Here is a 14565-nt window from a genome sequence, read left to right as displayed (position 1 = left end):
TATAGATTGGTTTGGTTTGTACAATTTATAATCCGGTAATGATAAACTCGCTTCGTCTGTTCATTTGGTGCTCTTCTTCTGTACATTGTACGCCATCAGAACATAAATTTACCAGCTGCGTTTCCCCATAACCTTTTCCGGTTAAGCGATTTGTTGTTACTCCGTTGTTTATAAGCCATTCAATGGTTGATTTTGCTCTTCGGTTAGATAAGGCTTCATTGTATTGATGCGAAGCCCTGCTGTCTGTATGCGAGCGAATATCTAATTTCATTGTTGGATTTTGTTTTAAAACATCCAGGATTTTTTCTAAATCTAAAGCAGCTTCGGTTCGAATGTTAGATTTATCTAAATCAAAATAAATTCTTTTAATACCAAAACATTTTCCTAAATCATCTCCTACAACCACTTTGCAGATCGATTTTTCTAAAGCGATAGGAAGATCTGTTTTTCCGCTTTCTTTAGAAATCGTTACGCTGACTTCTTTAGTGGCATATTCTGGTTTTTCTGCGCGTACATAATAGGTTTTTCCGCATTCAACACCAAAACTGTATAACCCGGAAGCATCTGCAACAGCAGAGTTTTTTATTCGCTGCATGCCGTCATATAAAGTAACTTTTGTTCCGGGAAGAATAATCCCGGTTGCGGCATCTGTAATTATACCGCTTAACTCCTGAACACATTTTAAGCGTTTGGTTTCTAAAAATTTATAAATATCATCAGAACCAAGTCCGCCGTCTTTATTAGACGAAAAATAACCTCTTCTTGAAACGGGATCGATAATGTAGGCGAAATCATCTTTAGGAGAATTAATATCGGCACCTAGGTTTTGAATATCATCAATAGAACCATCTTTTTCAATTTGCCCCACAAAAACGTCAAGTCCGCCAAGTCCGGGATGCCCGTCTGAAGCAAAGTAAATTTCGTTTTCGCTGGTTACATACGGGAACGTTTCTTTTCCTTCGGTATTAATTCCTTTTCCTAAATTTTCGGGAGAACTAAAACCACCGCTGGCGTTAATGTTTACTTTGTAAATATCAGACTGACCGATTGTTCCTGGCATGTCTGAAGCAAAATATAATGTTTTTTCGTCAGGACTTAATGCAGGATGTGCCGTACAATAATTATCGCTGGTAAACGGAAGTGCCGTTACGTTTGTCCATTTTCCGTTTTCGAGACTGGCTTTATAAATTTTTAATAAAGTAACTTTATTAGCATCTTTTCCTTTTTTACCATCTACAAAGTTGTTTCGTGTAAAATAAACCGTATTTCCATCTTTAGTAAAAACAACTGAGGATTCATGAAATCTTGAATTTACGGTAGATCTGATTTTATTTACTTTAGATGTTGAATCATTTTGAGCACTTATATCAGCATCATAAATGTTAGTAAAATATTCGCCTGTCCATTTGTGTTTTCGCTGACTGAAATTTCCGGTGTCTCTTGCAGATGCGAAGTATATTTTATTATTATAAACAAAACTTCCGTAATCTGAATATTTAGAATTAATCCCAGCATTTTCGATTTTATAACGTCCTGAATTTGCTTTAATTTTATCAAGATAATTTACGTTTTCTCTGTAAAGCTTTGCTCTTGAATCATTTTTGAATTTTGCATTAAATTCTTCAAGAATCCTATTGGCCTTGGCTGTTTGCCCAGTTGCTTTTAGGGACTGTGCATATCTGTAATAATATTCAGCATCGGGAGAAGTGTTTATACCGAATAATTCATCATACCACTTGACAGCGCCTTCAAAATTAGAATTGAAGTAATAGGAGTCGCCCAGTTTTCTGTACAAAACTTCAGACTTATATCCTTTTGCGGCTACTCTTTCGTAGGTTTTAATAACGTCAACATAGGCGTAGTTGTCGTATTTTTTGGCACCAGCGTTTAATTTTGACTGCTGCGAATAGCTGGAAAAAACATTTAGAGTTATTAAAATAAGAAGAGTAAAATTTTTCATAACTATTATTTTTTAAAAGAAACGTGGAGTTACCATTTTGCTGGTGTTTTTAAAGAATTCGTAGCGCAGATATATTTCGTGCGATCCTGAATTGTAGTTGTTTAGTTTTGTGGTTTCCCGGTCGTAACCATATCCTAAATAAAGTCCGTCTGTGATTTGAAATCCAACAATACCGCTTACAGATGCGCTCCATCTATAAGAGAGTCCTGCAACAAATTTTTCGAAAAACATAAAATTGGCAGAAACATCGACCTGCAGCGGTGCACCCTCGACCATTTTCACTAATGTAGCAGGTTTGAATTTTATGTATTGTAATTTGTCAAGGTCAAATACGTAACCACCCATTAAATAATAATTGATTTTACTTTTATAAATGGCATAGTCGTTATCGTCAAATTTTTTGGTTTCGATGAAATTTGGAACAGATAAACCGATATAGGCTTTATCTGAATGCCAGTAAACACCTGCTCCAACATTTGGTGAAAATTTGTTATCTAAATCCTGAAATTGCGGATCTCCCTGAGTTTCAGGATTTAGTTTGCTAATGTCTAAATTGAATAGATTGGCGCTTCCTTTAATACCAAATGAAAGCTTGAAATCTGGAGATGTTTGAAGTGTATAAGATATATCTGCAGAAATAGTGGTTTCATTTGTTGGCCCAATTTTATCATTTACCAACGATGCACCAACTCCTAAATTGCTGTTGTTTATTGGTGAATTTGCAGAGAAACTGGCTGTTTGCGGAGCTCCTTCTAAACCTACCCATTGTGTTCTGTAGAGACCAAAGATGCTCAAAACTCCTCTGGATCCTGCATAAGCCGGATTTACATTTATAGCATTGTACATGTACTGAGTATACTGTGAATCTTGTTGTGCATAACCAGAAATCGTTACAAACATAATGACGAAGAAAAATAATTTTGTTCTCATAGTAGATGTGTATTATTGATTATTACTCATTGATTTCTTAATTATCTTCAATCAAAAAGTCAATATTTTGCGAACTCAAATATAAGAAATTTTTTACCATTTTACTGTAATTCATTGTATTAGAATTATTTACGAGTAAATTGCGTAGTTTTATTTTGACAGATACAGATATCCATCTTCCTTATTATTTTGAATTTCATTATTACCATTCAATGATTTATAAGTAAGAATGTAGAAATAAGTACCAGATGGCAGTCCGTCAGATTTATTAACAGTAGTTCTTCCTCTGGAAGTTCCATCAAAAGCATTGGTTGTATTATTGTAATTTGAGGTTTCAAATACTAATATTCCCCAACGATTATAGATCTCTACTGTATTTTCAGGATAACAGGTTATATCATTAATACTGTCAATTACGAATACATCATTTATTCCGTCGCCATTTGGAGAGAAAGCATTGTGTACTAAAATGTTTCCACAGGCTAAAACGTGGCAGTCATTGTTAACTTCCATATTTAGCAGTACACTTCTTGGGCAATTTTCATCGGTAATTTTATATTCGAATGTATAATTGCCAAGTGCTAAACCAAACGGATTGAATATATTTCCTTGTAATGCATTAGTTTCGTTTGTGTCAATCCATGTTCCGGTTATTGGTGTGCCTTCAGGAAGCAGATTAGACAAGTTTATTAAGCTGGAGTCATCATTACATGACTCGCTGGTTATGTTTACAATTCCATTAGGAACAACTGTTATGGTTACCGTTGCAGTATCGCAATTTTCTGCACTTAGTTTATCACAAATACGATATGTATAGGTATAAGTTCCGGCTGGTGTTAAACTTGAAACGGTAACATTTCCTTGATTATCGATTGTGATATTTGGATCTGTTTTGGCATTGTTTTCATTTTCTGCAAGTAATGTAAAATTGACTAGTTCAAGTGTCGCAGGAAGTTGTCCTTTAAAATCATTACTCAATACATTTCCAACCAATCCAAAAGTGTTACAGCCAATGTTTGCATATACATCATCATTTGCAACAACTGGAGTAGGAGGTGCAGGTTCGACAATAATTACCGTTACAATAGCAGTATCACAGTTTCCAGCATCGGCATTTTCGCAAATTTGATACGTTAATGTGTAAGTTCCTGCAGGAGAATTTGGAGCCACATCTACAGAACCATCAGGATTTAATGTTATGGTATTTGTTGGATCTGGTGTTACAGTTGTAAGTGTAACATCGGCAGGATTTACAGGATCATTATTTAAAGTATCATTATTGTATACATTTACAATGTTTGTTACTCCGGCTGGTGCTGTAATTGCCGGCGGATTATCATCATTTGCTACAATTGCAAATGTTGGTCTGGCAATACAATACGGATCTGCCGGTGGATAATTTACAGTTATGCTTTCGCTTGGATTAACTGATATCTTTAAGTTAACTGTTGGACGTAATGATTCAAAACCATCAGCGCCTTGAACCCATTTATTATTTTCGAAAATCCATCCCGGCCAGTCAATACCATTTCCAGCTTCATTAACCACAGCTCCCGGCCATGAAACTCGGCCGCTAAGAGGTAAATCAGTCATAGTGGTTATTACCGTATTTTGTGCATTTGCCCAAGCTATTGTTACACCGTTTACCGGAGTGAAATTTCCGGGTGTTACTACATAATCAATGTAAGGAACATCGTTTACACAAATTGGTGTTGCCGTTACTGTCATAATCGGAGCTACAATAGTAATCGTTACTGTTGCAGTATCGCAGTTTGAAGTTTGATCTGCTTCACAAATTTGATATACTAATGTAAGTGTGCCAACAGGTGCATTTGGTAAAACATCTACAGAACCATCAGGATTTAGTTGTAAAAATTCGTTTGGCGTTACTGTAGTAATAATTACGTCAGAAACTGTTACGGCATTACCTTCAAGCGTATCATTTACGAGTACGTTTAAAACATTTGTAGTAGTGTGATTAACGCCTGCAATAGGTCCGGCAGAATCATCATTAGCAACAATATCTCGGTATTCTTTACAGTTTATTCCAAAATCATTATCTAAATGAACTAAATCTTGCGACGTAACATTTACAATATAGCTGCTTGGACTAGTTGTTGAGCATACCGTATGCATTTCAATTTTACCTGTTTTAGCGGTTGCTTTTTTATCAGCTAAATTTGGAAGTAATTTTACAAGTCCGGTTGCGCCTAAGGCAGCAGCCATAGCATCCAGATTTGCATCTTTAACTAATTTAATAATATATGCACCGTAAGGATTTTCTGTATTAGGTCTGTCTCTCCAGTACCCTTCAATTCCGATAATTACTTCTTTGTGATAACCGTTTGGTCCGTCAATTATAACATTTGGACTTGCTGCATTTCCAAAACCTCCGGCGTTTAATTCACCAACGTTTGATGGGCCTTGATAGCTTCCGTCTCCATTAAAATCGATCCATTCCCATAAGCTGTAGTCGATTCCGCCACCTGAATCAGGAACATTTTTAGTCACAACGCCATCATTGTTAGCATCGTACCATTCATCTTGAATTCCGTTGCTGTTTACATCATACCAAACATAATCGCCTAAAACTGGTAGTGTAGAAGATCCATAATTAAATGTATGTTCCTGGAAAGTACAATCTTCAAGAACTGTGAAGAATAAACTTGAATCTGTTGGATATAATTGATAAACACTATTTAAAGTTGCATCTTGTACTTGAACCAAATAACTTCCGGCAGACATTCCTGTAAAGCTGTATCCGCCATCTGTTCCGGTTATGCGTAATAAAATTGGCCCAGTTGTAGTTCCTTGCGGAATCAATGTCACCATTACATTTGCAATTCCTGAATTGTTGTCTACATTCATTACATAACCTGATATTTTTGTAGAATATTCAGGCTGAGTGATAACAACTGTTGCAGTTGCAGTACAAGTTTGATTTTCGCCATTTACAGCAGATGTTGCTGTAAGTGTATAAGTTCCGGCAGGTAAATTAGTATTGCCAACAACTTCATTTTGATCATTTGTAATAACTACAGTTGATCCCGGAGAATTAGTTACTAAAATTGAACCATCACTTTTGCCAAAGCAGGTTACATTTGTTGCTACGCCTGTTACAGAAACTTTATTTTCAACAGTAAAGGTTTGAACAAGTTCTGTTTTATTTCCAGCACAATCTGTCAACGTATAGGTTTTGGTTAAGATATAAGCATTTCCATTACAGCCACTTCCTCCATTATTAGAATCACTAATTGTGATCGTTACGGTACTGCTGCAATTATCTACAGCATCTATAATAGCTTGCGGATTTGGTGCCGGAATATCAATAATGCTTTGTAAATCTGCGACATCAGCCGGAGCAGTTCCTGTTGGCGGAGTTGTATCTCTAACCGTAATAATTTGAGTATGAGAAACGGTGTTGCCGCCACAATCACTAGTAGTCCATTTGCGTGTTAAAGTATAATCTGTGCCGCATTCGTTAAGAACATTGCTTTTAATTTCAGAAAAAACAATTGGTAAGTCTCCGCTGCAATTGTCAGAAGCTTCAAGGTTTGCAGGTTCTGGAACGGCATCACAAGAAACAGTAATATCAGTTGGAAGATTTCCAGTAAAAGTTGGAGGAGTTGTATCTTCAATAGTTATTATTTGGATAAAACTATCGGTAACATTTCCGCAGTCATCTTTTGCAATCCAGCTATTAGTGTAAGTTCCAGCATTTGAACATCCTTCAGAAGCAACGAAATGTCCGCTTACTTTAGTGATATTTGAAACATCAGCATCGCATAAATCAGAAGCTGAAGGGAATAAGGCTTGCGCCGAAGTCAAAGCTTCCGCATTACTGCATTCAATTGTTTGATTTAAAGATTCCGCTTGTGTTGCCCAAGTTGGAGCAGTTGTATCCTGAATTGTAATGATTTGAGTAAAAGTATCAGAAGTATTTCCGCAGTCATCTTTTACAGTCCAGGTATTGGTATAAGTTCCAGAATTTCCGCATCCTTCAGAAGCTACAAATTGTTCGCTTACTTTAGTAATGTTAGAAACATCAGCATCACATAAATCAGAAGCTGAAGGGAATAAAGCCTGCGCAGAAGTTAAAGCTTCGGCATTACTGCATTCAATAGTTTGGTTTAAAGAACCTGTTTGTGTTGTCCAAGTTGGAGCCGTTGTATCTTGAATTGTAATTACTTGTGTGAAAGTATCAGAAGTATTTCCGCAGTCGTCTTTTACTGTCCAGGTATTGGTATAAGTTCCAGAATTTCCACATCCTTCAGAAGCTACAAATTGTCCGCTCACTTTAGTTATATTCGAAACATCAGTATCACATAAATCTGAAGCTGAAGGGAATAAAGCCTGCGCAGAAGTTAAAGCTTCGGCATTACTGCATTCAATAGTTTGGTTTAAAGAACCTGTTTGTGTTGTCCAAGTTGGAGCCGTTGTATCTTGAATTGTAATTACTTGTGTGAAAGTATCAGAAGTATTTCCGCAGTCGTCTTTTACTGTCCAGGTATTAGTATAAGTTCCAGAATTTCCGCATCTTTCAGAAGCAATGAATTGTCCGCTTACTTTAGTAATATTCGAAACATCAGCATCGCATAAATCAGAAGCAGTAGGGAATAAAGCCTGAGCTGAATTTAAAGCTTCCGCATTGTTGCATTCGATAGTTTGATTTAAAGAACCAGCTTGCGTTGTCCAAATTGGAGCAGTAGTATCTTGAATTGTGATAATCTGCGTAAAAGTATCAGAGGTATTTTCGCAGTCGTCTTTTACAGTCCAGGTGTTAGTATAAGTTCCAGAATTTCCGCATCCTTCAGAAGCCAAAAACTGCCCGCTTACTTTAGTAATATTCGAAACATCAGTGTCACATAAATCAGAAGCAGTTGGGAATAAGGCTTGCGCTGAATTTAAAGCTTCCGCATTACTGCATTCAATAGTTTGGTTTAAAGAGCCAGCTTGTGTTGCCCAAGTTGGAGCTGTCGTATCCTGAATTGTAATAATCTGCGTAAAAGTATCAGAGATATTTCCGCAGTCATCTTTTACCGTCCAAGTGTTGGTGTAAGTTCCAGAATTCGCACATCCTTCAGAAGCTATAAACTGTCCGCTTACCTTAGTGATATTCGAAACATCAACATCGCATAAATCAGAAGCAGTTGGGAATAAGGCTTGCGCTGAAGCCAAAGCTTCTTGGTTGCTGCATTCAATAGTCTGATTTAAAGAACCGGATTGTGTTGCCCAAGTTGGTGCAGTAGTATCCTGAATAGTAATAATTTGCGTGAAAGTATCAGAAGTATTTCCGCAGTCATCTTTTACAGTCCAGGTATTGGTATAAGTTCCAGAGTTTGAACATCCTTCAGAAGCAACAAATTGTCCGCTTACTTTAGTAATGTTCGAAACATCAGTATCACAGGAATCAGAAGCAGTTGGAAATAAGGCTTGCGCCGAAGTTAAAGCTTCCGCATTGCTGCATTCAATAGTCTGGTTTAAAGAACCAGCTTGCGTTGCCCATGTTGGAGTTGTTGTATCCTGAATTGTAATGATTTGAGTGAAAGTATCAGAAGTATTTCCACAGTCATCTTTTACCGTCCATGTATTAGTGTAAGTTCCAGAATTTGCGCATCCTTCAGAAGCTACAAATTGTCCGCTCACTTTAGTTATATTCGAAACATCAGCATCACATAAATCTGAAGCAGCAGGGAATAAAGTCTGAGCTGTTGCTAAAGCTTCCGCATTACTGCATTCAATAGTTTGGTTTAAAGAACCAGCCTGAGTTGTCCAAGTTGGTGCAGTAGTATCTTGAATTGTAATAATCTGCGTGAAAGTATCAGAAGTATTTCCACAGTCGTCTTTTACAGTCCAAGTGTTAGTGTAAGTTCCAGCATTTGCACATCCTTCAGAAGCGATGAATTGTCCGCTTACTTTAGTGATATTTGAAACATCTGCATCACATAAATCAGAAGCAGTTGGGAATAAGGCTTGCGCCGAAGTCAAAGCTTCTTGGTTGCTGCATTCGATAGTTTGATTTAAAGAACCTGCTTGCGTTGTCCAAGTTGGAGCAGTAGTATCTTGAATTGTAATGATTTGTGTGAAAGTATCAGAAGTATTGCCGCAGTCATCTTTTACCGTCCAGGTATTGGTATAAGTTCCAGAATTTGAACATCCTTCAGAAGCCACAAATTGTCCGCTTACTTTAGTGATATTTGAAACATCAGCATCGCATAAATCAGAAGCAGTTGGGAATAAGGCTTGCGCAGAAGTCAAAGCTTCTGCATTACTGCATTCGATAGTTTGGTTTAAAGAACCGGATTGTGTTGTCCAAGTTGGAGCTGTTGTATCCTGAATTGTAATAATCTGCGTGAAAGTATCAGAAGTATTTCCACAGTCGTCTTTTACAGTCCAAGTGTTAGTGTAAGTTCCAGCATTTGCACATCCTTCAGAAGCCACAAACTGTCCGCTTACTTTAGTGACATTTGAAACATCAATATCGCATAAATCAGAAGCAGTTGGGAATAAGGCTTGCGCCGAAATTAAAGCTTCCGCATTACTGCACTCAATAGTCTGATTTAATGAACCAGCCTGAGTTGTCCAAGTTGGAGCTGTTGTATCCTGAATTGTAATGATTTGAGTGAAAGTATCAGAAGTATTTCCGCAGTCATCTTTTACCGTCCAGGTATTGGTGTAAGTTCCAGAATTTGCGCATCCTTCAGAAGCGATGAATTGTCCGCTTACTTTAGTGATATTCGAAACATCGGTATCACATAAATCAGAAGCAGTTGGGAATAAGGCTTGTGCTGATGTCAAAGCTTCAGCATTACTGCATTCGATAGTTTGGTTTAAAGAGCCAGCTTGTGTTGTCCAAGCTGGAGCAGTTGTATCCTGAATGGTAATGATTTGTGTGAAAGTATCAGAAGTATTTCCGCAGTCATCTTTTACCGTCCAGGTATTGGTGTAAGTTCCAGAATTTGCGCATCCTTCAGAAGCGATGAATTGTCCGCTTACTTTAGTGATATTCGAAACATCGGTATCACATAAATCAGAAGCAATAGGGAATAAAGTCTGAGCTGTTGCTAAAGCTTCCGCATTACTGCATTCAATAGTTTGGTTTAAAGAGCCAGCTTGTGTTGTCCAAGTTGGTGCGGTTATATCTTGTACAATAATAGTTTGACTTACGGGAAGCGAAACATTTCCACAAGAATCAGTTGCTGTCCAAGTTCTGGTTTTTGTATACGAACCAGTACAATTTCCCGGAACAATAGCATCTTCATAAGTTAAAGAAGCAATAGTTCCAATGTCATCTGTTGCAGTCGCTTGTTCAAAAACTGGCTCTGCAGGACAATTGATAGTTGAGGTTTCTGGTAAAGGATCAATTATTGGTTTAACCGAATCTCCATCAATAATAGTAACAGATTTTGTAACAGTACACAAATTCGCATCGGTTACAATAACAGAATAATTACCTGCTGCTAGTGTAGTAGCCGTAGTCGTAGTTTGCGCAGGATTTGTATTCCATGAATAAGTATATGGACTTGTCCCTCCAGTAGCAAAAACTGTTGCAGATCCTGTATTTCCTCCACCGCAAACAACATCAACTTGTGTCGTTGTGGCGCTAAGAGCTTCTTGAGGCTGAGTAATTGTAACACTGCAAGTTGTAGTATAACCCAATTTATCAGTAACAGTAACAGTATGTAATCCTGCATTTAAAGAAACTGCCAGAGCTGTCGTTTCATTATTGTCCCATAAATAAGTATAGTCACCGTTTCCGCCAATTGCAGTTACAGTAGCTTGACCGTTACTTTCTCCAAAACATTTAACGGCACTATCCTGAGTAATACTGCAAGATAAAACGTTAGGTTCTGTAATTGTTATACTGCAAGTTGTTGTACAGCCTTTTTCATCAGTTACGGTTACAGTATGTAATCCAGCATTAAGTCCAATAGCTTTTTGTGTAGTTTCATTATTATCCCATAAGTAAGTATAATTTCCGTTTCCACCAATTGGAGTTACAGTAGCCTCTCCGTTGCTTAAACCATTTGCCGTTACAGCTTTATTTTGTGTAATTGAGCAAGTTAAAGCTGCGCCCGGTTGAGAAATTGTAACGGAATTTGACTGACTGGAGCAATCATCAGAAACGGTCAAAGTATAAGTTCCCGCAGGAAGATTCGGAACAGAAGCGGTATTTCCAACAACAGTATTTGAAGAGTTTGTCCATGAATAGGTTATTGCTCCAACTGCATTGGTAACGGTTCCTGATGTTACTGTCCCAGTACTTTCTCCAAAACAAGAAGCATCAGTTTTAGAAGAAGCAGAAAGTGCTAAAGCTGCACTAGGCTGCGTAATCGTAACAGAATTAGATTGAGAAGAACAGTTATCAGAAACCGTTAAAGTATAAGTTCCTGCTGGAAGATTGGATACAGAAGCAGTATTTCCAACAACAGCATTTGAAGAATTTATCCAAGTGTAAGTTACAGTTCCAACAGAATTGGTTACTGCACCCGCAGTCACAGTTCCAGTACTCGCGCTATAACAAGTTACATCAGTTTTGGATGAAGCTGCCAAAGCCAAAGCTGCACTCGGCTGTGTAATCGTAACTGAATTAGTTTGTGAAGAACAATTATCAGAAACCGTCAAAGTATAAGTTCCTGCTGGAAGATTGGATACAGAAGCAGTATTTCCAACAACAGCATTTGAAGAATTTATCCAAGTGTAAGTTACAGTTCCAACAGAATTGGTTACTGCACCCGCAGTCACAGTTCCAGTACTCGCGCTATAACAAGTTACATCAGTTTTGGATGAAGCTGCCAAAGCCAAAGCTGCACTCGGCTGCGTGATCGTAACAGAGTTAGATTGAGAAGAACAATCATCAGAAACGGTCAAAGTATAAGTTCCCGCTGGAAGATTTGATACAGAAGCTGTACTTCCAACTATAGTATTTGAACCATTTGTCCATGAATAAATTACAGTTCCAACAGAATTGGTTACAGTGCCCGCAGTTACCGTTCCAGTACTTTCTCCAAAACAAGAAACATCAGTTTTAGAAGAAACAGAAAGTGCTAAAGCTGCACTAGGCTGTGTAATTGTAACAGAGTTAGATTGAGAAGAACAATCATCTGAAACCGTCAAAGTATAAGTTCCTGCTGGAAGATTGGATACAGAAGCAGTATTTCCAACAACAGCATTTGAAGAATTCGTCCATGAATAAGTTACAGTTCCAACGGAATTTGTTACAACGCCCGCAGTCACAGTTCCAGTACTCGCGCTATAACAAGTTACATCAGTTTTGGATGAAGCTGCCAAAGCCAAAGCTGCACTCGGCTGCGTAATCGTAACTGAATTAGTTTGTGAAGAACAGTTATCAGAAACGGTCAAAGTATAAGTTCCCGCTGGAAGATTCGAAACAGAAGCTGTAGTTCCAACAGTCACATTTGAAGCATTTTTCCATGAATAAGTCACCGTTCCCACAGAATTTGTAACCGTTCCCGCTGTTACCGTTCCGGTACTTGCACTATAACAAATTACATCAGTTTTAGAAGAAGCTGCCAAAGCTAAAGCCGCACTAGGCTGAGTGATAATAACAGAATTAGATTGTGAAGAACAACTGTCAGTAACATTCAAAGTATAAGTTCCCGCTGGAAGATTCGAAACAGAAGCCGTAGTTCCAACTGTAGTATTTGAAGCGTTTTTCCAAGTATAAGTTAGAGTTCCAACGGAATTGGTTACAACACCCGCCGTTACACTTCCGGTACTTGCTCCAAAACAAGTTACATCAGTTTTAGAAGAAGCTGCCAAAGCTAAAGCCGCACTCGGCTGTGTAATCGTAACCGAATTAGATTGTGAAGAACAATTATCAGAAACAGTCAAAGTATAAGTTCCCGCCGGAAGATTCGAAACTGAAGCTGTAGTTCCTACAGTCACATTTGAAGCGTTTTTCCAAGTATAAGTTACTGTTCCAACGGAATTACTTACCGTTCCCGCAGTTACCGTTCCGGTACTTGCACCAAAACAAATTACATCCGTTTTAGAAGAAGCTGCCAAAGCTAAAGCTGCACTAGGCTGCGTGATCGTAACAGAGTTAGTTTGAGAAGAACAGCTGTCAGTAACAGTTAAAGTGTAAGTTCCCGCCGGAAGATTCGAAACCAAAGCTGTAGTTCCAACAGTAACATTTGAAGCATTTTTCCAGGTATAAGTAACCGTTCCCACAGAATTGGTTACAACACCCGCTGTTACTGTTCCAGTACTTTTTCCAAAACAAGAAACATCAGTTTTAGATGAAGCAGCAAGAACCAGCGCCGCACTTGGCTGTGTTATTTCAACGGTCAAAATCCCAGTAGCACATCCATTACTATCTGTAGCTGTTACTCTGTAAGTTCCAAAACTTAAATTCGTTAAATCTTTTGTAGTGGCAAAATCGACATTGTTTTTTGTCCATTTATAAGTATATGGCGCTTGTCCGCCCGTAGGAGTGTTTAAAGTAATAGCCCCGTTGTTTCCTCCAAAACAAGTTACATTTGTTTGTGATGCCAATGTTATAACAGGACAAGGAACATTAGTAGTAGGAGAATTTATATTCTGAAATGTGGTGACACAAGCAGCATTTTGAAAATCTAGTCTTGATGTACTTACTAATTGATTTCCGCAAGTATTTGGTTTTGGAGTTAATCGGTATTTTAAAGTGATAGTTTCAACATTCAAAAAGTCAATATTCCAGTTAATTTGCTGTCCCACAATTGTTACCGTACCTTTTGATGGAGTTACCGTTCCAATTATAAAATTACTGTCAACGGTCTCTTTTTCAAAAGCTGTTGAAGGTATTTGTTTCGCAACCCATGATAATTGCGTAAAAATCTGGCCATAAATTCCAGTTAAGTCAGCTGCATTTTCTGTGAAAAAAGAACCTCCAGACTGAATCTGATTTAAAGCATATTGCGCATTAGTCTGTTCGCTGCCGGAAATAGCACCGAATAAACCAACAGAAAAAATTTGATTATTATAGCTCGTACCAGAAACCGTTACCGTTTTTGCAGCCGTGGCTGCTGTTATAGCACTTTGAATACAGGTTCCCTGCTGACCATCAGAGCAGCTTGAACCATTCGTTCCTGTTGCGTTAGCAACTCCGTCAGTTAATAAAACAATACTTCTTGCAGTAGCGCAGTCATAAGTAGCGCCGTCTAAAACTGTTTTTGCTTTTACAAGTCCGTCCTGAATATTGGTGCTTCCATTTGCAGAAAGCCCATTTATAACAGATATTAAATCCGCCTGTCCAGAAGCCAGCGTTAAATTTCTTCGTATTGACGCTGTAGTACTATAAGTTACAATAGCTACTCTGTTTTTGTTGGTTGTATTATTTGCAGGCAAAAACATTTTGTTGATAAAATCAATAGCAGCATCTTGCGCTCGGGATAATGGTTTAGGATTGTTTCCATCTCCCATACTTCCTGATACGTCAATTACTAAAACAACTTCTAAAGGTCTTGCCACCGGGTTTGATCCCTGAATTTTTAGTTCGACATCTAATGCACCGCAGACTCCCGGAGCTACAGTAACAATTTTTGTTGGTGTAATGGTTTGTGCAAAGCCTATTATAGAAAAAAGCAAAAACAACAACAGATAAAATGCTTTGTTAATCTTTTTTGTAAACTTGAAAGAGAGTAAAGTTTTTTTCATTTTATGCAAGTTTAAAT

The 14565-nt window shown here is 37.8% G+C and carries 3 protein-coding genes; all 3 read right to left on the bottom strand.

The window, feature by feature from the left end; translation table 11 throughout:
• Positions 1 to 25: 25 nt before the first annotated feature.
• The 3 genes from NLJ00_RS21890 to NLJ00_RS21880 all read right to left on the bottom strand — a co-directional run bounded on the left by NLJ00_RS21890 (position 26) and on the right by NLJ00_RS21880 (position 14548).
• Complete coding sequence (locus NLJ00_RS21890) at positions 26 to 1960, bottom strand: OmpA family protein (RefSeq protein WP_256635410.1); 1935 nt, start codon at positions 1958 to 1960, stop codon at positions 26 to 28.
• 12 nt (positions 1961 to 1972) lie between these two features.
• Positions 1973 to 2890, bottom strand: a complete 918-nt coding sequence (locus NLJ00_RS21885; protein WP_256635409.1) for a PorP/SprF family type IX secretion system membrane protein — start codon at positions 2888 to 2890, stop codon at positions 1973 to 1975.
• 150 nt (positions 2891 to 3040) lie between these two features.
• A complete protein-coding gene (locus NLJ00_RS21880) occupies positions 3041 to 14548 on the bottom strand; it encodes an HYR-like domain-containing protein (protein WP_256635408.1) in 11508 nt (3835 codons plus the stop codon).
• Positions 14549 to 14565: the final 17 nt, after the last annotated feature.

The sequence above is a fragment of the Flavobacterium panici genome (assembly GCF_024499525.1).
GTDB lineage: Bacteria > Bacteroidota > Bacteroidia > Flavobacteriales > Flavobacteriaceae > Flavobacterium > Flavobacterium panici.
This window is presented reverse-complemented; position numbering and strand designations above follow the sequence as displayed.

Excerpts from the sequence above, each read along its gene's own strand:
- NLJ00_RS21890 (WP_256635410.1), bottom strand. The coding sequence starts at position 1,960 with ATGAAAAATTTTACTCTTCTTATTTTAATAACTCTAAATGTTTTTTCC.
- NLJ00_RS21885 (WP_256635409.1), bottom strand. The coding sequence starts at position 2,890 with ATGAGAACAAAATTATTTTTCTTCGTCATTATGTTTGTAACGATTTCT.
- NLJ00_RS21880 (WP_256635408.1), bottom strand. The coding sequence starts at position 14,548 with ATGAAAAAAACTTTACTCTCTTTCAAGTTTACAAAAAAGATTAACAAA.